The sequence below is a fragment of the Paenibacillus sp. FSL H8-0548 genome, assembly GCF_038630985.1.
In the GTDB taxonomy this organism is placed as follows: Bacteria; Bacillota; Bacilli; order Paenibacillales; family Paenibacillaceae; genus Pristimantibacillus.
Window position 1 is genome coordinate 3911663 of the sequence record NZ_CP152049.1, and the last position, 22924, is coordinate 3934586.

Consider the following 22924-nt stretch of genomic DNA (forward strand, 5'->3'; position numbering starts at 1 on the left):
GACATCGCCCCAATCCATAAAAAAAAATTAAAAAATAACTATAATTATAGCATTAATCGTTTTTCCTGTCCTCTTTGCGCTTCTTCCGGAGCGCATGGCGTTCGGGTGCTGATGCGTGGAGCTTCTTCTCCTCATCCGTCTCAGGAATGACAGTTGGAACCGTCTCTGGTTTGCCATGCTCATTCAGTGCAACAAATGTGAAGAACGCAGTGACTGTCCTCGTTCGAACGCCGCTGAACAACTTTTCAGAATGAACAGATACGTAAACCTCCATAGAGCTTCGATTTGTCCACGAGACGAACGCTTCAATCTCAATGACTTCTCCTACTCGAATAGGCGCTAGAAAGTCTAGACTGTCCGATGAGGCGGTTACAGCCTGCATGCGTGCATGCCGCATGGCAGCGATAGCAGCAGCCTTATCCATATACTCCATCAGCTTGCCGCCGAACATCGTATCATGGTGATTCGTATCCAGCGGAAATATAAGCTGTGTCATAATCGTTCTCGATTCACTGGCTGGCTTTGTTGTGGGATCCATGCTTTTCTATGCTCCTCTACTCTGAAATTGACAGCACTTGAAGAGAAAAGAGGCCCCGTCGGCTCGTAAGCCGCGTGACCTCTTCTTTACTATCGCTCCATAACAAGGTTAAGAACGAATTATTTGATGAACGTATGAATCGGGTGGCCAAGAGCAACCTCAGCAGCATCAAGCACGATTTCGCCAAGTGTTGGATGCGCGTGAATCGTAAGTGCGATATCCTCAAGCGTTGCGCCCATTTCGATTGCAAGTGCTAGCTCAGCAATCATATTGGAAGCTTCAAGACCGATAATTTGAGCGCCAAGCACTAGGCCGGAATCCGCATCCGATACTAGCTTAACAAAGCCTTCATTTGCGTTAAGCGACATTGCACGTCCATTGATTGCGAACGGGAATTTGCCGACCTTCACTTTATGGCCTTTATCTTTTGCTTCTTTTTCGCTGTAGCCTACGCTAGCGCATTCTGGATCAGAGAAGCAGACAGCAGGTACACATTTGTAGTCGATTACGCTTGTTTGACCCGAAATGGCTTCAGCAGCAATACGACCCTCATACATGGCTTTGTGCGCAAGCGCGGGTCCAGCAATGATATCGCCAATCGCGTAGATATGTGGAATATTAGTACGGCATTGCTCGTCAACCTCAACGAGGCCGCGATCCGAAAGCTTCACGTTGATCAGATCAAGACCAAGCTCACCATCGGTATTTGGACGACGTCCAACCGTTACAAGCAAGTAATCTGCAGTTACTTTTTCTTCTTTGTCGCCAACGGTATAAGTTACTGTTACCTCTTTATCCGTTTGCTCAGCGCCTTTTGCTTGAGCGCCAGTAATGATATCCACGTTGGTGCTTTTCAGTTTCTTAGCAACGATGGATGACATATCTTTGTCAAAGCCTGGAAGAATCGCATCAGAGCCTTCAATAACCGTTACTTTAGTGCCGAATTTCGAATACATTTGACCAAGCTCGATACCGATATAGCCGCCGCCGATAACGACAAGGCTTTTCGGAATTTCAGGCAAGGACAAAGCGCCTGTAGACGAAACAATACGGCCGCCGTAAGGGAATGCTTTCAGTTCTATTGGACGTGAGCCCGTAGCGATAATACAGTTTTTGAAACGGTAGCGAGGTGCTTCTTGATCATTGAAAACACGTGCTTCGTTCTCGTTGATAAACATAACTTCGCCTTGGAAATATTGGACTTTGTTCGCTTTTAGAAGTGAAGCAACGCCGCCGGTCAATTTTTTGACGATACCAGCTTTGAACTCTTGTACTTTAGTAAAGTCAACCTTTGCTTCGCCAACTTCGATGCCGAATGCGGAAGCATGGCTGATTGATTCGTATTGATGTGAAGCGGAGATCAAAGCTTTTGATGGAATACAGCCCACATTCAAGCATACGCCGCCTACATATTCTTTATCCACGATGAGTACGTTTTGACCAAGCTGTGCTGCGCGAATCGCTGCAACATATCCGCCTGGACCCGCACCAATGACTAGAGTATCAATATCTAGGGAAGCATCACCTACGACCATGTCTTATACCTCCATTATGAACAATTCTGGATTGCCCAGAAGTGTTTTGATGTAATTCATAAAGTTTTGTGCTGTTGCGCCGTCGATGAGACGGTGGTCAAAGCTTAGCGAAAGAGCCATAACAGGAGCAGCTACGATCTCGCCATTGCGAACGATCGCTTTCTCTGTAATTCTGCCTGTTCCAAGAATAGCAACCTCAGGGAAGTTGATAACAGGAGTGAAGAACATACCGCCAGCAGAACCAATGTTCGAGATTGAAATTGTACTGCCTCTCAGTTCGTTCGCAGAAAGCTTGCCGTCACGACCGCGAGCAGCTAGATCACGAATGGAATCAGCAATTTTAAACAGATTTTTACGATCTGCATCTTCAATAACCGGTACGATTAGACCATTTTCTGTATCCGTAGCAATACCGATATTATAGAATTTGCGCAATACGATTTCTTGATTAGCCTCATCAAGCGTTGCGTTCAAGATCGGGAACTCACGGCAAGCTGCCACAAGCGCCTTAACGATGAACGGCAAGTAAGTAAGCTTGGAGCCTTTTTTCTCAGCATAAGGCTTGTATTTTGCACGAAGTGCAACAAGCTCAGTCACGTCAACCTCATCCATAATCGTTACGTGAGGAGCTGTGTAAACCGATTTAGACATTGCATTTGCAATGATTTTGCGAATACCTTTGAACGGTACACGCTCTTCTGGACGATAGGCCGTGCCAGCTGCTGCAGGAGCAGATTTCACGTCGCCTTTAGTTGCTACTTCTTCGCTGCTCGATTGTTCAACCGCAGGTGCTGCAGCATCGATAGCAGCAGGAGCGCCGCCAAAGCCATTAACATCATCACGAGTAATACGGCCGTTTTTGCCAGTGCCTCCAACCTGAGTCAGGTCTACACCCTTCTCACGCGCAAACTTGCGAACGCTTGGTGTCGCAAGCACAAGTCCGCCAGTTGCTTTAGGAGCTGCTGCTGGTGCTGCAGGAGCCTCAGCCTTCGGAGCTTCTTCTACCGCTGGTGCAGCCGCAGCTGCTGGCGCTTCAGCTTTAGGAGCTTCAGCAGCTGGTGCTGCTTGCTCTGGCAATTCGCCTTCTGCATCAATGATTGCAACGATTTCGCCTACGTGGCAAACTTGACCATCCTTAACGAGCACTTCAAGCACTTTGCCGTTTACTGGGCAAGGAACTTCCACGATCGCTTTATCGTTTTGGACTTCCATAATAATATCATCATCTGTAACCGTGTCGCCGACTTTGATATGCACTTTAACAATTTCGCCTTCATGCAAACCTTCACCGAGCTCTGGGAAACGATATTCGAATTTAGCCACCGCTAGTAACCTCCTTTAAAAGTTCAATACTTTTTGAACCGCTTCAGAGATACGAGCTACCGAAGGAAGCCACGCATCCTCAACAAGCGCAAACGGATATACGGTATCCGGACCAGCTACACGAAGCACTGGAGCTTCTAGATGCAAAATTGCATTTTCATTAATTTGAGCAATGACTTCAGCCGCTGCTCCAGAAGTTTTTTGTGCTTCTTGAACTACAATTGCACGATTCGTTTTCTTGATCGAAGCAACAATCGTTTCAATATCAAGAGGAACCAATGAACGAAGATCAATGACCTCTACGTTAACACCTGATTTTTCAAGCTCTTCAGCAGCCTTAACAGCTGTATGAACCATAAGGCCATAAGTAATAATTGTGACGTCGCTGCCTTCGCGAACGACATTTGCTTTACCGATTTCAATGGTATATTCGCCTTCAGGCACTTCTGCCTTGAATGCGCGATATAGATTCAAATGCTCCATGAAGAAAACAGGATCATTATCGCGAATAGCGGAAATCATCAAGCCTTTTGCATCATAAGGATTGGAAGGAATGACAACTTTAATACCTGGTGTTTGAATCGCAAGACCCTCAAGAGAATCCGTGTGCAGCTCTGCTGCTTTCACGCCGCCGCCAAAAGGCGTACGGAATACGATTGGCGAGTTGTAGCGGCCGCCAGAGCGGTAACGCATACGTGCAGCTTGGACAAACATTTGGTCAAGAGCTTCATAGATAAACCCTACGAATTGAATTTCAGCGATTGGACGGAAGCCCTGCAAGCCCATACCAACTGCCATACCTGCAAGTGCAGATTCAGCTAGTGGCGTATCAAATACACGGTCCTCGCCAAATTCATCCTGCAAACCTTCTGTCACACGGAATACTCCGCCGACTTTACCTACGTCCTCACCGAAGATAACGACGTTTGAGTCACGTTTAAGTTCTACGCGCATCGCATCGCGAATTGCTTCCAACATATTCATTTGAGCCATGATCGTCAGATCCTCCTCTACTATTGAAAATCAGCCTTTTGCTCTTCCAGATGTTTCGGTGTTGTTTCAAACATGCTATCGATCAAGCCTGCTACAGTCATTTTCTCAACTGTTTCCGCTTTTTTGATGTGCTCGTTTACAGTCGCTTTCGCTTCTTCTTTCACACGGTTCGTATCTTCATCTGACCATAAGCCTTTTTTCTCTAAATACTTGCCGAAACGAACCAGCGGATCTTTAAGCGCCCATTCTGCTTCTTCTTCTTTTGTACGATATTTAGTCGTGTCATCCGCCATGGAATGCGGACGGAAACGATAAGTTAAAATCTCGATCAACGTTGCGCCTTCGCCATTGCGACCGCGCTCTGCTGCTTCTTGTACTGCTTTAATAACAGCAAGTACGTCCATACCGTCAACTTGCACGCCTTTGATACCTGCTGCTACAGCTTTATGCGCTATGGACAGCGCTGCAGTTTGCTTAGCGAATGGTGTCGTAATGGCGTAGCCATTGTTTTGAACAGCATAGATAACAGGCAGCTTATAAACACCTGCAAAGTTCATGCCTTCATAGAAATCGCCTTCGGAAGAACCACCGTCGCCTGTATATGTGATCGCTACACGTTTTTCATTCTTTTTCTTAAATGCCATCGCAACGCCTGTTGCGTGCAGCACCTGCGCCCCAATAATAATTTGCGGCATGAGGACATGTACATCCTCAGGAATACGGCCGCCCTCTTGATGGCCGCGGGAATATAGGAATGCTTTGTACAGCGGCAAGCCGTGCCATACAAGCTGTGGCATATCACGGTAGCCTGGACAAATAAAATCATCTTTGTTCAGGGCATATTCACTGCCTACCATCGATGCTTCTTGACCGGATACTGGTGCGTAGAAACCAAGTCTGCCTTGACGACCCAGATTAACTGCGCGCTCATCCCAAGTACGGGTAAATACCATGCGGTACATTACTTCTTTTAGCTGATCATCAGACAATTCCGGTAAAAATTCCGGATTAACAACTTCCCCGTCGAGTGACAAGACAGAAAGCGGAGTTACCGGTTCTGTTTGAACTTCGTATGGCAGTTTGCTCATTTGAACGCTCACCTCAAATTGAAATATTTGAAAAACTTTAATCTCTGTTATAGAATTATTATAAACCTGTTTAGTGAACATGGTCAAAGTAAAAAACAAAAAAACCGTTGTTTTTTCGCTGATTCTCATCATTATCTTAAGAAATTGTATATGCTACAGACTTATTTTTTTAGTATAACAGCATAATACAACCAAACAATAATAGATGTGCCTCCTTGATTGTCTTTCTATTGTTTACCCACAAGAGAACCATTCCATTCAACAAAAACCATTCGTTAGGAGAGATCATGATGACAGATGAGCGATATTTAAAAAGAACGATTGTAAAAGAAACGGTGCCTAGCCGCTATTTGCCTGAGCAAGCTCGTAATTTACGAATCTTTTTGCCGCCGGGCTACAACGAGGTGCTGAGCTACCCTGTTGTATATTGTCAGGATGGCGAGGATTTTTTTAACTTCGGACGAATTGCCACTACGGCAACAAAATTGATTTTGGACGAAGGGCTAGAGCCTTTCATTATCGTTGGCGTTGATGTCGACAAAAAACTACGCACGGAGGAATATACGCCTGACGGTAATCGACATGCGAACTATATTCGTTTTTTTGCAGAAGAGCTGCTTCCTTTCGTTGAAGAACGTTATGCCGTGAGACAAGTGCCTGAGCATCGCTTGCTCGCAGGTGATTCTCTTGGAGGCTCGGTTTCTCTGCATTTGGCGCTTGCCTATCCACAGCTATTTTCACAGGTTTTGTCCTTGTCCGGTGCGTTCTATGGCGTCTCTCAAAATATAATTTCTGAGCAAACCGATCTTAGCTGGCTGAACATCTACATGATCGTCGGCTTGCAGGAGGATGCTTATGAGACTGATCGCGGCGTATTTGACTTCGTTGCATTAAATCGTAATGCAAGAGCACTTCTAGACCTTAAGCAGGCGACCATTTTCTATGAAGAGAAGGACGGGAAGCATCAATGGGGCTTTTGGCAAAAGGAGCTAGACAAGGCATTATCCTATTTTATCGAAATTGAATAATCAATAAAAATAAGCTATTCAGCAAGGCTCCTCCAGAGGCTGCAGAATAGCTTATTTTTTTTGCAAGCTTACGATAAGCTCATATCCGCCTGTACTCGCTTCAACAGCTCCTTGCAGCCGTTCTCTACCAGCTCGTAAACAAATGTGAAATTTCCATCGTAATAAGGATCAGGCACATCGGCTATTCCTTGATCAGGCAATAACTCCATAAAGGTAAACAGCTTTTGATGTCCGCCTTGCTCTTCCGAGAGCAGTGACCGTACGTCACGGAGATTGTTCGTGTCCATGCATACAATATAATCGAAGGCATCAAAATCCGAGGATAATACTAAGCGAGCCTGCATGCCCTCGTATGAAATCTGATGCTCATCCAGCTGGCTTCTTGTTCCTTCATGAGGGGGATGCCCCACATGCCAATCACCGGTTCCAGCGGAATCGACCTCAATTTGCTCGGATAATTGAGCCAGCTTAACTTGATGGCGCATAACCGCTTCTGCCATCGGAGATCTGCAAATATTGCCTAGACATACGAATAAAATACGCTTCTTCATTAGTTGCCTCTTTTCTGTTGCTCTTGAGTAGTATTGATATTAAGGGAGCGCCGCGGGAGCTTCCACTTGTAATGGACAGACAACATCCGGAAGCTAATTATCATAACAAATAGAAATAATAGCTCTGCCGTCGACTTTAGCCAGCCAAGGCCGATAACAAGCCCTGCAAGCATCGCCCATACCGCATAAATTTCATCCTTCAGCACCAGCGGCTTGCGGCCGGCAAGCACATCGCGGATAATGCCCCCTCCGATGCCAGTTAACATGGCTGCAACAAGCACAGCACTAATCGGGTGCTTCATCTGTGTTGCATATAAAGCGCCTTGAATGGCAAACGCAGATAAACCGATAGCATCAAAAAAAGCTTCACTCTTCCTCCACCGCTGAATCCACACGACAGGAAGCAAAAAGGCAATAGTCATGGCAATCATTGCGATTTTCAATAGATAGCCTTGGCTCCAGAGCGAAGTAACCGGCATACCGATCAATAAATTGCGGACAACACCACCGCCAAATGCGGTAACAAGGCCAAGCACGAAAACCCCTAAAATATCGTACTCTTCCTCCATTGCTACTACTGCTCCGCTCAATGCGAATGCAATTGTACCAATAATACTGAAAACTCCAAAAATGTCGATACTCACCGCAATAGCTCCTCGCTTCCCGTACATGAACCGACCGATTTCATCGGTACTTTCCTTCACCATTTTAGCTGGGAGCCTGCAGTTTCGCAACGACAAATTTCGCAGCTGCTTATAAATAGTACAACAAGTAATTTGGATTGCTCTAGTTTTTAATGGCCAATAGGCTTTATACTTGAAATATTCGAAAAATGATACATAGGAATAGAAAGGAATATGAATGATGCAGCCTCGAATTATTATTTGCACAGGTGGTCAGCTTGGCAGTTGGGCACTTGAACACATAGAAACTACCGATGTGCTTATTGGAGCAGACAGCGGTGCTCGTTTTCTTATTTCACATGGTTTCCGCCCTGATATTTCTATTGGTGACTTTGATTCTGTCTCGGAGGAGGATCTTATCGCCATTCGAGAAAATAGCGGACAAACGATTGCATGTGATCCCATCGACAAAAACTATACCGATACCGAAATGGCAGTGCGATTAGCATTGGACATGCAGCCACGCGAGCTTATACTTCTTGGAGCGCTTGGCACCCGCTTTGATCATTCTTTGGCAAACGTGCATTTGCTTGCTCTAGCCGCTGCTCAGCAAGTACAAGCAGCGATTATCGATGATCACAACAAAATCTCGCTTATCCAAGACCAAACCACGATTGAGAAGCAAGGCTTTCCCAATGTATCGCTGCTCCCGCTTTCCATGCGTGTAGAAGGGATTACGCTGCATGGCTTTCAGTACCCATTGACCGAAGCTGAATTGACAATTGGACAGTCACTTGGGATCAGCAACGTGCTGACTGCTGCTTTTGGAACGATTCGAATATGCGAAGGACTATTGCTTGTCATTCAAAGCAGGGACTAAGCTCTCCTTCAGAACTTAAAGCTGTTTCTGACTATACGCGGGAGCTTACCTAGCAGTCCTTCCCGCGTAATGGCTTGTAGATTACTCTTGATTTTCCGCCGGTGTCTCGATCATAAGTCCTTCTACATATTTGCGGTTCATCAGCTTGCGAGTCTTTCTGTTTTCTTTAGATTCAAATACAATATCCAAATCATAGTCCTCACCGGGATAAAGCTCTGTTTTTGCAATATAAAGTCTCATTCGCTTATGCTTGAAACTGAGTTTTTGGCCTTGTACCTGCACAATTACATTTCCTCGCTCGTCTGCTGGTTGAAATACAACGCCCATGCGTCGCAATGGATAAATCCATACCGCGTCTCCTTTTTCGAATGCTCGAACCGGTTTATTTATTTGTGGATCACCAGTAGCTGCGTTTGATTTTACCGCATTGCTTCTTTTGGTTGTTTCGGTTGTCGAAGATTCCAAATTTCCGCCGCCTTGTTCACAATCGTTAAATGCATTCGCCAACTCAGGTGACAGAATCGCTTCTTTCCGTATAAGCAATTGCTCCGCACGCTGCATAACCTCTTCCGGAAGACCGAAGCGCCTTGCGATGGCGAACGCATGACTATCTCCCGCCTCCCCCATCTCCAAACGATACAGTGGCTTTAACGTCTCCGCATCAAAGGCCATTCTCCCGTTCTGGCACCCATGTGTACGAGTTGCAAATGCTTTGATTTCATTGAAATGTGTAGTAGCCGCAGTGAGTGCTTCCTTCTTCAACAGCTGCTCTAACAAGGCAATAGAGAGTGCTATTCCTTCCGAAGGATCTGTACCTGCTGCAAGCTCGTCGAGCAGCAGCAAAGCCCTCGGGCCTGCAACCTGCAGCATCTCTCTCAGCACTGTGATATGAGAAGAGAAGGTGCTAAGCGATTGTTCCAGACTTTGTCCATCCCCCACATCCGCAAGCACATGCTGAAATACACCCATTTCACTGCCCTTTTCGACGGGTACAAGCAGCCCTGATTGCACCATGAGTACAAATAAGCCAATGGTCTTCAAGGTTGCCGTCTTGCCGCCAGTGTTAGGGCCTGTAATAATAAGCTGTCTCCAGTCATAACCAAGCTCAATTTGTAGAGGAACACTATTTTGTCCCAATAACGGATGACGCGCATTAATAAAACGAATGACGGGTTGCTCCGATAAGGTCATTTTTTGACCATCATAAGAACGGGATAGCTTTGCGCGAGCTGTAATGAAATCAAAAGCAGCCATCGCTTCAACATTGCGAAGCAGCTCATAAGAGAACGATTCTGCGAGCTCGGATAAACGAGCTAAGATGACGGTTCGCTCTCTCTCCTCCACTGCTTTCCATTGCTGCAATTCAGCTTGAAGCTCGGCAACATCAAGAGGTTCAACAAACAAGGTCTGACCGCTGGCCGATTCATCCCATACCGTACCCGGCACTTGCTTGCGAAGCTCCCTTTTTACAGCAATAACAAATCGATCTCGACGCTTGCTAATAACGGGCTCCTGCAAGGACGGTCGATATTTACTGAGCGCATGCTCCATTTTTTTCTGTATTTTGTCCTCTGATGCGTAAATATGCCTGCGAATATAAGCTAAGTCGGCGCTGGCCTGATCAGTAATTAGACCATACCGGATACAACGGCTGAGCTCCTCACGAAGCTCGGGACAATCATACATGGACTCCGCATAGGCGGCTATCGTCGGCGCAATATTTCGCTTGCTATTCATATATCTTTTCATTTGCACGACCGATGTAAGCCACACTGACACTTGCTCGAGCTCCTGTTCGTTATATATCCTTCCTTTGCCCAGCAGCGCTAAAAATGGTTCAATCCCTTCCATTGCAGATAGCGGAATACTTGCCCCGCTTGCTAGCAAGTGGGCCGCCTCCTCGGTTTCCTCCAGCCATGCTGCTACTTGACGAAGCTTAGTGCTTGGCTCCAATCTCTCAGCCAGCAAGCGTCCTGCTGGTGATACCGTATTGCTTACTACCGCTTCTTTTACTTTATCGAACTCTAATCTTTTCCATGATGCATGATTCATTTTTTAAAACCTCCTCAAATTTTGAAAAAAAAAAAAGACAGGAACAGAACGCGGGCGCGTTCCATTCCTGTCTTAATCGACTGATGCTCCAATACCGCTTCCATCGTTAACGAAATCGTTAGCATGGAAACGGATATAAAAAAACCGCGCTGCGAGAGCACGGTGATTGGGCCGCTGTCGAATTGCTTCAGGCGGAAATCCTCATGTCCTTAACTCTTGGCGCCAGATCACGAAATAGAGCCTTGCTGCACGACGCTTTCGCATCGGGCTATAGCCGCAAGACCATCGATCATCTGACCATATCCAATTTATGAGTTAAAGACACCGGTTAACATTAAAATTTCCCCTTTTGGCAATGAAATGTTATTAAAAAAGGTTACTTTCATAATGTACAAAAAAAACAAGCTGATTGTCAAGAAAAAGCATAGCGCTTGATTATAAACGAACAATCATTCCCGTTCGAGCAAATTGCAAATGGTCAGGGAGTGCATAATTTCGACGCAGATCGATATCATGCGACATATGAGTAAAAATGGTTTGCTTTGGCTTCCACTTCGCAATAAGATCTGTAGCTTCGACCACATCATATACCGATCTGGTTTCATACGCGAACGGTTCATGGTAGAAGCTAGTGCCAAGTACCAGCAAATCCAAGTCAGCTAGCGGCTTCTGCTGCTCATCCGTTAGGCCAATGGAGTCGGAGCAGTATACCCATGTGCAGCCCGTCTCAACGTGCTCGAAGCGAAAGGCATAGGCATAACCATTTTTACCATGATTAACACGCCAACTTGTTGTCTGCCATTTGCCTAGCATGATCGGTTCATCAAAGGGGCGGAATTGAATATGGCGAACAAGCCATGGGAATCTCTCTACAATTTCCGAAATAACTTCCGAAGGAGCGTAGGCAATTCCTTGTTTATTCAGCCACCGGCATGCATCTGCCCATTCCGCAAGTCCGCCAATATGGTCGAAATGCGCGTGTGTAATTAGCAGCGTATTAAGGGTACGCAGGCTTGCAGCCTCTAATTGCTTCCCGAAATCCGGGCCGCAATCAATCCATACAGTACCCGCATCCTGATCTTCGATCTGTAGAGATGATCTTAGCCGCCGATTGACACCCTCGGCGCGTGATTCACTGCACACCTCGCAATCACAATATATACGCGGTACTCCCATAGAATCGCCTGTTCCTCTAAAGATTAGTCTAGTCATAACGGAAGCAGCTCTAAAGTGTCCATTCCACGAATGGTTTCCATCATGCTGATCCATTCCGCTGGCTTATTCGGCAAAGCTGAATAATAACCTTCTAAAAATGTCGCCACAAGTGATGCCGCGATCACTGAAAGCTCTTCATCCTGCGGAAGAAAGCATAGATCCAGCTCTGCAACGGCTTGCCCTTCATGGTCCCAAGACGGATGTACATAAGGGAATGCAATACGTTTATAGCCTATATGCGATAAAACCTCGCGGCGAACATACGGATTCATCGGCGATACCCCGCCAAATGCATGCTCCTCAGCACGATAAGGGTCATATACTTCAGCAAACATGCCAAGCGGAGTAGTGCCCGATTGCTCTGCAAGCTTCACTAAATCACGCTCGCGATTACGGAGCAGAAAACGTCCAATACCCAAGGAAGGCTTGCCTATAATCGTAAAATCAGTCATGGCTACACGAAGATCGGGATAGTAACGATATTCCGTTGAACCAACGACTTCGCCTTCATGAATGGCGACATAAACATGAATCGTGGGATCTTCGAGCGGCTCTCGCCAGAGCTCATATGCCAGCACCTCTTCTGGTGGGAAGATCGTTTGCAGAAGCTTATGTAATGGTCCAAAATAATGGTCTTCAATGGAACGAATTCGATGATAGATGAGCATAAGGCATATCTCCTTTATATAAATGGATTGCGCCACTCCATAATGGCTGCGCAGTGGTTGGACTGCTCGTCTTCTAAATAGTGATGGGCAACACCAGCAGGCATTCTGCCGCATCTGAGCAAGAAGGTAATGACAGGATCCTTCCTCTCGCCTGAGATTACCTGATCCAGATAATTCTCCGGTGACAGCTCATGTGCATAAGCGCCGTAGCCTGGCATTCGACCACCGCCAAGCAGCCTGCGAAGCCCTAGCTGTACGACCGTTTCATACATGCTTTGCATCAGCCATTTGCCGATGCCGGTTTTGCGATATTCCGGGATGACACAAATATCAACAACGTATAGCGTATCTCCATTCGAATTATGGTTTCGAATATATCCGCCGCCCGTTATCGTTTCCCAGTCATGGTTATCACCGTAATCGTCCATATTCACAAGCAAGGCAGTCATGGAGCCGACCAACTGATTGCCGACCTCTGCACATAAAGCACCTGCTGGAAAACGAATCACATGCTCAGCCAACTGCTCTTTATTCCACCAAAGCTCCTCTGGGAAGGGCGGAGGAAAGCTTGCTCGCTGCACATCAATCAAGGAATCAAAATCTGTATGACTATAATTGCGGATTACCGTTTTTTGAGGTTTGCCGTCAACAAATAAATATAGCTCTTTGTGCATCATTGCCAATCCGTATACAAATCAGTTCTACGATCGCGCCAGGTTGTAACAGAGCCCTTTGCCCTTACTTCCTCCAGAAGCGCCAAATCAAGATCTGCAACGACAAGCATATCGTCATTAATGATTCCTTCACTCAAAATACCCGCCGGCGGGAAAGGGATGTCATTGGGTGCAATAATTGCAGCCTGTCCAAAGTTAGCACGCATAAGATCTACCTTGCGAAGCGAGCCGACCGTACCTGTAGTCACAATATACACTTGATTTTCGACAGCTCTGGCATGACAGCAATATCGGACTCGATAGAACCCATGACGATCGTCCGTACAGGAAGGACAAAAAACAACGTCCGCCCCTTTCGCACGAGCCATTCTTACGATTTCAGGAAATTCGATATCGTAGCAGGTAAGCATCGCAATCGTGCCAAATGCTGTGTCAAACACCTCAAGCCCTTCGCCCGCAGACATATTCCAGCCCTCTACCTCAGAAGGGGTAATATGAATTTTATGTTGAACATCGACTTTGCCATTTGGATGAAAGAGATGCGCCGCGTTTCGCAAGCTTCCGTCCGAAGTTTTGATGACGTGGGTTCCCCCAACAATATAAACCGAGTACTCGGAAGCAAGCGAACGAAACAATTTCAGATAGTCCTCCGTAAAATCAGGAAGCCTATCTATCGTTAACGCTTGTCCCGCCTCATCTCCAATCGATAGCAATTGGGTCGTCAGAAACTCAGGGAACAAAATAAATTGCACCCCATACTCCGAAGCATTTCGTACATAATGGGTAACTTGCTCAGCGAATTGCTCAAATGAGCTAATATCGGCAAGCATATATTGAACGGCTGCCGTCCGAAACTTCATAAGCCAATTCCTCCAGCCCTTATCGTTATTGTTTACGCTGCTTGAACTGAAGTGTTATCGTCGTGCCTAAATCAGGCAAACTAAACACATCTACCTTTCCTTCATGCAAATCAATAATACGTTTAGCTATGGATAAGCCCAGACCTACCCCGCCAGTCGCCCTGCTTCTTGCCCCGTCTACGCGGTAGAAGCGTTCAAATAAATGGGGAATCTCGTTCTCGGGAATGCCCATGCCTTTGTCCTTAACCTCAATTTTGACAATATGTCTGACAAGCGTGATCGTAACGTCAATTGGTTCCTTCGAGTATTTGATGGCATTATCCAGCAAAATAACGAGCAGCTGCCTAATTTTGTCCTTATCTCCGACCATGCGAACGACCTTAGACATAGCCTTCACTCGAATCGGACGGCCAAAGGTTGTCTGCAGCATCGTTGCGATTTCATCTACAACTTGGACAACGTCAAACAACTCCTGCTGCAGCCAATCCTCCTGCTCTGCTTCGGCAAGCATAAGCATCGACTTCGTTAAGTTTTGCAAACGATTCGCTTCCTTATCAATGGCCTCGATTGCCTCATTTCGCAGACTCTCATCGCCACTCCCCCATCGCTTTAGCATACCAGCATAGCTGCTAATAACCGTCAGCGGCGTCTTAAGCTCATGGGAGGCATCGGCTACGAATTGCTTCTGCTTCGCAAAGGTACGCTCCAGCCTTTCAATCATCTGATTAAAGGCACGGACTAGCTGCAGCAGCTCCGCAGATTCTTCACGGCTGCTTAACTCGATTTGTCTAAGCTTACCGCTGCGATCAATCTCTCGCATCGTGTTGACCATTTGCTGAATAGGTGCCGTAAGTCTGGAAGTAAACCAATATGTACCGAATATCGCAAAAAGAATCGCTCCTCCGCTCGTGACGCTAAGCGCAGCGACCAGAACTTGCAAATAATTGTCCAGCTCGTCCAAAATACGATTGATCTCAAGCATCGCAATGACTTGATTTCCATCGTATAACGGTACACGCATGAACAAAATACGTTCCCCGCCCTTCGAGATCATACCTGTATGGTGATGCTTCTCAAAGGCCGCAGGAAGCTGCTGAAGAAGCTCGTCTGAGCCCGTAATATTAACAACCCTGTTATTAGGCGCAATAATACGAATCATTTCGTTTACGTTATAATACTCATTGAGCAGCTCCGGATAGTTTAATCCTCGGCCACTCTGAATTCGGGGATTTTCCAGCATGAGATTAACCTTGTTTGCAATAACCTCTTCTTCACTCTCGGTCGTAATCTTGATCACATAAAAATAAACGAAAATATTAAACAAAATCAAAATAAAAATTAACCAAAAAATAGTGAAAAGCGTAAACCGTTTACGCAGCGTCATGCATCCGGCTCCTTTATCATATAACCTACTCCGCGAACCGTATGAATGAGCTTGTGACGATAGCCCTTGTCCAGCTTCTGACGCAAGTAACGAATATAAACGTCAACCAGATTCGTTTCGCCGATAAAATCATAGCCCCAAACCTCGGATAAAATATCTTCTCGGGACTTCTCATCATTTTTGTTCTCAACGAGGTAGACAAGCAATTCAAACTCACGCGGCGTCAGTTCTATCAGAATATCCTTCCTATAAACCTTGCGTGTGCGCAGCTCAATTGTCAGATCCCCGACCTTGATCATATCTGAGCCTTCTGCTTCCTTCGGATACTGCTGGAATATACGCAATATATTGCGCACGCGTGCAAGCAGCTCCTCCATAGCAAATGGTTTCGTAATATAATCATTTGCTCCATGCTCAAAACCGCTGACCTTATCCGGTACAGTATCCCGTGCAGTCAATAATATAATTGGCACCGGGTTTCCTGCTTGGCGCAGTAATCGCAGCACTTCAATTCCACTCATCTCTGGCAGCATGACATCAAGCAGTACAAGCTCCCACTCTCCAGTTGAAGCCATTTCATAGCCGGTCCGGCCATCAGCTGCCGTACCGACCGTATATCCCTCATGCTCTAATTCGAGCTGCAATATGCGGGAAATGCCCGCTTCATCTTCTACGACAAGAATACGTTCCTTCATCTTAGAGGCTCACCTGCTTCCAGTTGTAAAATAATCTTGTATCCCCCAAATGAATAGGGGCTAAAAAATAATATCAGTTAAATTTATCATAATGAAGACGTTTCACAAATGCAAGCAAGCCGACCTACTGAAAAAGTAGACCGGCTGTTATTCATCCATGTTTTGCTTCTAGCTCGACATCGACCATGCTTCTACATCCCAAGTTTTGGTTACCCAATCCTCGTAAAATTCCGGTTCGTGAGAAACGAGCACAACCGTACCTTTGTAAGCTTGCAGTGCCCGCTTTAATTCCGCTTTAGCGACTACATCCAGATGGTTTGTTGGCTCATCGAATAAAATCCAATTACTCTCACGCATCATTAGCTTGCAAAGACGAACCTTCGCCTGCTCGCCACCGCTGAGCTGATTCAATGCACGAGTAATATGCTCGTTTTTGAGCCCGCAGCGCGCTAACGCTGATCGTACCTCACTCTGGCTCAAAAATGAAAACTCATCCCATACATCTTCAAGAGGAGTCATTGTTGGTGCTTTAGACTCTTGCTCGAAATAGGCTGGATTTAAATAATCACCTAGATAGGTAGTACCATCAAGTGGCGGTATAACACCAAGAATCGTTTTGAGAAGTGTCGATTTACCTACACCATTACAGCCAACAATTGCAATTTTATCACCGCGTTCAATGACCATATTCATTTCGGGCAGAAGCGGTTTATTGTAGCCAATGACCATTTTGTCTGCTTCAAATACAGTCTTCCCGCTCGTTCTCGACTCCTTGAAGGCAAAAGTAGGCTTTGCTGCTTCCTCTGGCTTATCAATTCGATCGACGCGATTGAGCTGCTTCTCTCTACTCTTCGCTCGGCCTGAGGTTGAGGCACGAGCTTTATTTTTTTGGATAAATTCTTCTTGTTTCTTAATAAAATCCTTTTGTTTCTCGTAGGCGTCAATATGCTGCGCCTTATTCAGATCAGCCATTTCAAGGAACTTATCATAATTTGCCGAATAACGTGTCATTTTTGTAAACTCAAGATGATAAATCACATTAACAACCTGATTCATAAACGCTGTTTCATGTGAGATGAGAACAAAGGCATGCGGATAGTTTTTCAAATAGTTGGTCAACCAGTTGATATGCTCTTCATCCAAATAGTTCGTTGGCTCATCCAGTAATAAAACACCTGGCTTCTCAAGCAGCAGCTTAGCAAGCAAAACCTTCGTCCGTTGACCACCGCTCAGTGCGGTAACGTCACGATCTAGACCAATTGCGTTTAGGCCGAGGCCGTTAGCCATCTCATCGACCTTAACATCTATCAAATAGAAATCGCCAATTTCAAGCTCTTCTTGAATCTCACCCATACGAACGAGAAGCTCATCAAGCGTGTCTGCATCGGCATCAGCCATTTGTGCAGTAATGCTGTTAAGCTCCTCTTCTAGTTTCAGCAACGGCAAGAAGGCATCCTTTAATACGTCTCGAATCGTTTTGCCAGGTTCAAGCTTCGTATGCTGATCCAAATAGCCATAGCGTACGCGAGGCGTCCACTCTACCTTGCCCTCGTCCTTTAACAGCTTGCCCGTTAAAATATTCATTAATGTAGATTTTCCCGTTCCGTTCGCACCTACAAGACCGACATGCTCACCGTCTAGAAGACGAAAGGATACATTTCTAAACAATACTCGATCACCAAATGTATGTGATAATTGCTCAACCGTTAACAAACTCATTTTCTTTATCTCCATTCATGTGCACTTCATATGGACAGTCTAAGCTCTCTGTTGTTTTAACCCGTATCATTGTACCACAAATACGATCATCCTGTGTTTATTTCATCATAAAGGAGCCTAAATACAGGTAACAGCGCTCGATTAAGACGCTTATGAATGCGAGCATCGTCCGTTGCCCATTTTCCATTATAATGCAATGAGAGCAGCGTTTCCGCACTCAAGCTTGGTATAATCGCAAGCGGCAGCTCCGGAAATAAAGATAGCCACTCGGTTCGTCCTTTGAAATCAATATCCTTATTCGCTATAAACATCAAATTCCCGCCCGAGGCTGCCAGCTCCTGTTTTATAGCGAACAGCCGCCTAAGATCATTGGCTTGCCATTTGGAAACAGCAGGATCAGCAATTACAAATACAAAGGCTGCTTCCTTAAGAAGCTGAAGAGCTCTCTGATCACTCCACCTTGAGGATAAATCAATAAGCTGAATCATGCCCCCAGCATGCCACAACATTTGTTCAAATCTGTTCTGCTCTTGATCGACTGTCCTGCTCTGCTGTTCTGGATGTAGGAAAAACCACTGTACCGATGTTTTGCCCCCGCTATGGAGAATAAATCTCTTATCAAACCAGCTTCCTTCTTGCTGCCTATAATCTCCAGTTCGCTGCTGATCAGAAAACCAAGCATGCCACTCCGGTCTTGCTTGTTCATACTCGGCTGCAGCCACGTGTACCCCTCTTCTACCGAGGAGCTCTGCCAGCGTATGAGTTAAGAAGGTTGCTCCCGCGCCGGGAGCAAGTGACAGCAAGCAAACACGAATCGGCTTAACTGGATTGTGTGCAGTTAGTTCACGATGATCAGCTGCCTGACTGCGAGGTGAATTGGATCGTACCAAAGGCTTTAAAGCCTGCTCAAACTCCGATATGGTTCCATATCTTAAATGAGGATCAGACTGCAGCGAGCGAAGCAGCATCATTCTAAATGGTTGTGGAACATCATGCTGAAAGCAATTAAACTGTTCCATTTCACCAGTGCTTCCTCCTGAACGCTGAAAGCTCCTGCCGCCACTGCAAAGATAGAAGAGCAAAGCACCCAAACCATAAATATCCGTACGGTGATCACTTTGTCCGCTACCCTCCTGCTCTGGAGCTGCAAAGCCATGTGTGCCGAGCTGTACCGTATCCTGCTGCTGTCCCTCTTTAAATTGCCGTGAAATACCAAAATCAATAAGCTTTACATCCCCATTTTTGTCGATCATTACGTTTGAAGGCTTTAAGTCTCGGTGAATAATCGGCGGTACACAGCTATGCAAATGATTAAGTGCAGAGCAGAGCTGCCCTGCCATATTTAAGATACGCGAAAAGGGCACACGGCTCTTGCTTCGCTGGAGAAGCTCAGCCATCGTATGCCCCTCAATATATTCCATAACCAATGCTTCGCAGCCCGCATCCTCTAAATAAAAACAGTCCATAATTAACGGTAAATGCGGGTGGCTGATCTTTATCATTAGCATCGCTTCTTCCATTTGCGTACTGCTATTATGTACTGTTTTGGCGAGAACCTTTATAGCTCTGAGCTTATTTCCAAGCTTCCTATCCTCTGCCAAATACACGACTCCCATTCCGCCACGCCCTAATTCCCCTATGATCCGATAGCGACTCTCAAGCACTGTTCCATTCGTATAGGAAGCAAATTGGTCAACTGATTTCCCCATCTTAATCCCTCCTGTGTGGAAATAAAAAAAAAGCATTCTAATGCGGCTTGGATTAAAACAAGCGGCATCAGAATGCTTTTCTGATTACGTATTTATTAGTGCTACTTTAACATATTACTAACAAAATTTACATACATGAAGTCCTATTTTCACTAGAAAATATCCAAACTTCTACTTTAAACCACTTGTGCTGATTCCTTCAACGATATACTTCTGAAATGCGAAGAATACAGCAAGAACTGGAATCAAGCTTACGATCGACATGGCGAACATTGCTCCCCAATTCGATACGGTATCACTATCTAGGAACATTTTCAGACCCATCGATACGGGATATAAGCTAGGACGGTTCAGATAAAGGACCGGACCGAGCAGATCCTCCCAACGCCAGTAAAAAGAGAAAATAGATGCAGTTGCCAATGCCGGTACAACGAGCGGCAATATAATTCGGAAGAACAAACGGAATTTACCGCAACCGTCGATTGTTGCTGCCTCGTCAAGCTCAGTAGGAATAGTCCGTATGAACTGAATAAGCAAAAAGATGAAAAACGGAATCCCAAAATATTGCGGAATAACGATCGGTTTAATCGAATTCAGCCAGTGAAGCTTCGCAAACAAAATGTATTGCGGCACAAGCACAACATCATGCGGCAGCATAAGTGTTACCATCATAATGCCAAACCAAAATGTTTTTCCAGTAAAGTTAAGTCTTGCAAAACCAAAAGCGATAAAAGCAGATGATAGCACTGCACCGATTGTCGCGATGACTACAATTTCAAGTGAATTCATAATGAACGATCCAAAGGATTGACCCGCAATTCCGATCCAGCCAATTTTGTAGTTTTCCCAAATCCATGGCTGTGGAATCAGCGATTTAGCCGTTGAAAATATAAGGTTGCTTTGCTTGAATGAGCTCATTAACAACCATAAAACGGGATAAACCATAACTAACGCGAGCGCTGCAACAAAGATATGGTAGATCGGCCACTTCAGCTTTTTTAAGATCATGATTAATGGCCACCTTTCGACTCGTAATGTACCCATTTTTTGGAGGTATAGAACAAAATACCTGTCAAAATGGCAATGATGATCAGCATAACCCACGCCATTGCGGACGCGAAGCCCATATCAAAATAAACGAAGGCTTGACGGAATAAGTAAAGCGAGTAGAGCAGCGTTCCGTCAAGCGGACCGCCTTCGCCTTTGGAAATAATGTACGCTGGAACGAAGGTCATAAATGCGCCAATCGTCTGCATAATCGTGTTGAATAAGATAATCGGGCTAAGCATAGGAATTGTAATTTTGAAAAAACGAACAGCTGGTCCTGCTCCATCAACATTTGACGCTTCATACAATTCTGGCGGGATATTTTTGAGACCGGCCAGAAATATCAGCATTGAAGAACCAAACTGCCAAACGGACAACGTAATTAGCATCCAGAGCGCAGCTGCAGGTTCAGCAAACCATCTCACGCTATCTAAACCGAGTGCATTCAGAAAAATGTTTATTACTCCTTGGTCACCGTACAGATTGCGCCACATGATCGATACTGCAACGCTTCCGCCAATTATGGAAGGAAGATAATAAACCGTCCGATATAACCCGATTGCTTTCGAAGCTGTATTTAAGATCATTGCGATAAATAATGCAAAAGCTAGTCTAAGTGGAACACCGATAAATACGTATAAAAAGGTTACTTTCATTGATGCCCAAAATTTTGAGTCATCCAGAAACATCGTTGAGTAATTCTCGAATCCGATAAAGGATGGTGTCGATAAAAGATCATAATCCGTAACCGAAAAATATAACGACGCTATGGCTGGAATCAATGTGAATAATAGAAATCCAATGACAAATGGTCCAATAAACGTGTAACCAATCAAGTTATTTTTAAATGATAACGATTTCATCTTATCCAACTCCTATACGAAGTCTAACTTGCGACATCTTCTCTTTTTTTAATAAAAAAGCGGTGGCCGATCTATCGACCAACCACCGCATCTACTCAAACAAATTACTTGTTTTTCTTAAGAATGGAGGTTGCTTCATCTCTAAATTTCTTAGCTGCATCTTCTGGTTTGATTTTGTTGTAGTTCATTTGCTCGGAAAGGCTCGTCAAGGATTTGAATACTTCAGCAGAGCCGATTGGATCAGCAGGATCCATAGTAGAGCTGTTTGTTTCTGCCCAAGCTACGTAGTCATAAACTTGAATTTGAGCTTCAGTTGAAACCTCTTTAAGCGCTTCTTTTACTTTTGCAGAAACAGGAACACCACGATCGCCAAGGATCAATTTGTTAGCTTCGATATCGTTGACGAAGAAGCTGATAAACTTAGCTGCCTCTTCTTTTACTTTTGAGCTTTCAGAAACGGAGAAGAACATACTTGGTTTCAAGAACAAACCTTTTTCCATGTTAGGACCAGCCATTGGACCAATCGCTAGTGGACGATTAGCAACTTGCTGCAAGCCTACGAATTGGTTTGACCACTGCCATACACCAATACCTTGATTGAGTACAAGGTGGCTGTCTTCCGCACCTTTGATTTGAGCAAGAACGTCTGGTGAAGGTACTGCGCCATCAATAACAAGCTTTGCAAGCATTCCGAAGAAATCAACAAACTTTTGATCATCTTCATATCCAAGGCCATTACCTTCTGCGTTAAACAATGTTTCACCAAAAGTACGAAGGTAGTAACCGAAGAATACTTCTGCACGCATGCCGCTATCGAAATAAATACCTGCTGCTTTTGCTTTCTCAGCCATTGCTACATAATCATCCCAAGTGAAGTTTTCAGGAAGGGATTCGATACCCGCTTTTTTCAGAAGAGCCGGATCATAGTTGAAACCAAGAGCGTTAACACCAAGGTTCATACCATAAAGGCCATCTCCTAGCTTGCCGCCGTCAATCGCGTTTTGACTGATGTCACTTACATCGATTTGATTGCCAAGGAAAGGAGTCAAATCAGCCAATTGATTTCTACCTGCATATTGAGAGTAGTTTTGTGTATCGATTTGAATAATATCTGGAAGCTCGTTGGCAGCCGCTTGAGGAGCTAGCTTCTTCCAGTAATCATCGTAGTTTGCATATTCCATTTCAATCGTTACATGTGGGTTTTTCTCTTCGTACATATCGATTACTTTCATCGTGTAATCGTGACGAGGCTGTCCGCCCCACCAAGCGATACGTAACGTGACTGGCTTCGCTTCAGCTGGCTCCGTTTTCACTTCTGTGTTCGTTTTCGGTGCATTCGTTGCGTTTGCTGCTTTTCCATTGTTTGAATTACCGCCGCATGCGCTTACAAGAACTAGTGCAACAGCTGTTAGCATTAAAAGCATTTTTTTCGGTGCTTTCATTGTGTTACGCCCCTTCCAAACTCTTTAATGTTGTTTA

Annotated in this window: 21 protein-coding genes; 2 read left to right on the forward strand and 19 right to left on the reverse strand. The window is 45.2% G+C overall.

What is annotated here, in order from left to right:
• Window positions 1–52: 52 nt before the first annotated feature.
• The 5 genes from MHI37_RS16680 to pdhA form a co-directional block, all read right to left on the reverse strand.
• Window positions 53–538, reverse strand: a complete 486-nt coding sequence (locus MHI37_RS16680; RefSeq protein WP_076334664.1) for an acyl-CoA thioesterase — start codon at window positions 536–538, stop codon at window positions 53–55.
• A gap of 119 nt (window positions 539–657) precedes the next feature.
• Entirely contained in the window at window positions 658–2073 is a 1416-nt protein-coding gene (gene lpdA / locus MHI37_RS16685; RefSeq protein WP_076334663.1) for a dihydrolipoyl dehydrogenase, read from the reverse strand.
• Window positions 2074–2076: 3 nt separating this feature from the next.
• Window positions 2077–3396, reverse strand: coding sequence for a dihydrolipoamide acetyltransferase family protein (locus tag MHI37_RS16690; protein ID WP_076334662.1), 1320 nt, complete (start codon window positions 3394–3396; stop codon window positions 2077–2079).
• Window positions 3397–3411: 15 nt separating this feature from the next.
• On the reverse strand, window positions 3412–4389 hold the full coding sequence (locus MHI37_RS16695) for an alpha-ketoacid dehydrogenase subunit beta (RefSeq protein ID WP_076334661.1): 978 nt from the start codon (window positions 4387–4389) through the stop codon (window positions 3412–3414).
• Window positions 4390–4409: 20 nt separating this feature from the next.
• The gene (gene pdhA, locus MHI37_RS16700) at window positions 4410–5477 is read right to left on the reverse strand and encodes a pyruvate dehydrogenase (acetyl-transferring) E1 component subunit alpha (RefSeq protein ID WP_076334660.1); all 1068 of its coding nucleotides are present in this window, start codon (window positions 5475–5477) and stop codon (window positions 4410–4412) included.
• Between the two features lie 290 nt (window positions 5478–5767).
• On the opposite strand from pdhA, the gene MHI37_RS16705 reads away from it, so the two are divergent.
• Complete coding sequence (locus MHI37_RS16705) at window positions 5768–6505, forward strand: alpha/beta hydrolase-fold protein (protein WP_076334659.1); 738 nt, start codon at window positions 5768–5770, stop codon at window positions 6503–6505.
• Between the two features lie 68 nt (window positions 6506–6573).
• On the opposite strand, the gene MHI37_RS16710 is transcribed toward MHI37_RS16705, so the two are convergent.
• Together MHI37_RS16710 and MHI37_RS16715 are read right to left on the reverse strand one after the other, a co-directional pair.
• Window positions 6574–7056 carry a low molecular weight protein-tyrosine-phosphatase gene (locus MHI37_RS16710; RefSeq protein WP_076334658.1) on the reverse strand — a complete coding sequence of 161 codons (483 nt, stop codon included), beginning with the start codon at window positions 7054–7056 and terminating at the stop codon, window positions 6574–6576.
• The gene (locus MHI37_RS16715; RefSeq protein ID WP_076334836.1) at window positions 7056–7727 is read right to left on the reverse strand and encodes a trimeric intracellular cation channel family protein; all 672 of its coding nucleotides are present in this window, start codon (window positions 7725–7727) and stop codon (window positions 7056–7058) included. The genes MHI37_RS16710 and MHI37_RS16715 overlap by 1 nt, the downstream gene beginning before the upstream one ends.
• A gap of 190 nt (window positions 7728–7917) precedes the next feature.
• Between MHI37_RS16715 and MHI37_RS16720 the strand changes: the two genes are divergently transcribed.
• Window positions 7918–8559 (forward strand): thiamine diphosphokinase, encoded by a 642-nt coding sequence (locus MHI37_RS16720; protein WP_076334657.1) that lies wholly within the window; start codon window positions 7918–7920, stop codon window positions 8557–8559.
• A gap of 81 nt (window positions 8560–8640) precedes the next feature.
• Here MHI37_RS16720 and MHI37_RS16725 read toward each other — a convergent pair whose 3' ends face one another.
• The 12 genes from MHI37_RS16725 to MHI37_RS16780 form a co-directional block, all read right to left on the reverse strand.
• Entirely contained in the window at window positions 8641–10611 is a 1971-nt protein-coding gene (locus tag MHI37_RS16725; RefSeq protein ID WP_076334656.1) for a DNA mismatch repair protein MutS, read from the reverse strand.
• 435 nt (window positions 10612–11046) lie between these two features.
• Window positions 11047–11823, reverse strand: a complete 777-nt coding sequence (locus tag MHI37_RS16730) for an MBL fold metallo-hydrolase (protein WP_076334655.1) — start codon at window positions 11821–11823, stop codon at window positions 11047–11049.
• Window positions 11820–12494, reverse strand: coding sequence for a GNAT family acetyltransferase (locus tag MHI37_RS16735; protein ID WP_076334654.1), 675 nt, complete (start codon window positions 12492–12494; stop codon window positions 11820–11822). The genes MHI37_RS16730 and MHI37_RS16735 overlap by 4 nt, the downstream gene beginning before the upstream one ends.
• A gap of 14 nt (window positions 12495–12508) precedes the next feature.
• Window positions 12509–13171 (reverse strand): GNAT family N-acetyltransferase, encoded by a 663-nt coding sequence (locus MHI37_RS16740; protein ID WP_076334653.1) that lies wholly within the window; start codon window positions 13169–13171, stop codon window positions 12509–12511.
• Complete coding sequence (locus tag MHI37_RS16745) at window positions 13168–14028, reverse strand: carbon-nitrogen hydrolase family protein (RefSeq protein WP_076334652.1); 861 nt, start codon at window positions 14026–14028, stop codon at window positions 13168–13170. The genes MHI37_RS16740 and MHI37_RS16745 overlap by 4 nt, the downstream gene beginning before the upstream one ends.
• 25 nt (window positions 14029–14053) lie before the next feature.
• The gene (locus tag MHI37_RS16750) at window positions 14054–15412 is read right to left on the reverse strand and encodes a HAMP domain-containing histidine kinase (protein ID WP_076334651.1); all 1359 of its coding nucleotides are present in this window, start codon (window positions 15410–15412) and stop codon (window positions 14054–14056) included.
• Window positions 15409–16107: a response regulator transcription factor gene (locus MHI37_RS16755; protein ID WP_076265833.1), complete on the reverse strand. Its 699-nt coding sequence runs from the start codon at window positions 16105–16107 to the stop codon at window positions 15409–15411. Before MHI37_RS16755 ends, MHI37_RS16750 begins: the two co-directional genes overlap by 4 nt.
• Before the next feature lie 168 nt (window positions 16108–16275).
• Window positions 16276–17826, reverse strand: coding sequence for an ABC-F family ATP-binding cassette domain-containing protein (locus MHI37_RS16760; RefSeq protein WP_076334650.1), 1551 nt, complete (start codon window positions 17824–17826; stop codon window positions 16276–16278).
• A gap of 86 nt (window positions 17827–17912) precedes the next feature.
• On the reverse strand, window positions 17913–19535 hold the full coding sequence (locus MHI37_RS16765; RefSeq protein WP_076334649.1) for a serine/threonine-protein kinase: 1623 nt from the start codon (window positions 19533–19535) through the stop codon (window positions 17913–17915).
• A gap of 171 nt (window positions 19536–19706) precedes the next feature.
• The gene (locus MHI37_RS16770) at window positions 19707–20543 is read right to left on the reverse strand and encodes a carbohydrate ABC transporter permease (protein ID WP_076334648.1); all 837 of its coding nucleotides are present in this window, start codon (window positions 20541–20543) and stop codon (window positions 19707–19709) included.
• Between the two features lie 2 nt (window positions 20544–20545).
• A complete protein-coding gene (locus tag MHI37_RS16775) occupies window positions 20546–21445 on the reverse strand; it encodes a sugar ABC transporter permease (RefSeq protein WP_076334647.1) in 900 nt (299 codons plus the stop codon).
• A 104-nt stretch (window positions 21446–21549) separates the two neighbouring features.
• Window positions 21550–22887 (reverse strand): extracellular solute-binding protein, encoded by a 1338-nt coding sequence (locus MHI37_RS16780; RefSeq protein WP_076334646.1) that lies wholly within the window; start codon window positions 22885–22887, stop codon window positions 21550–21552.
• Window positions 22888–22924: the final 37 nt, after the last annotated feature.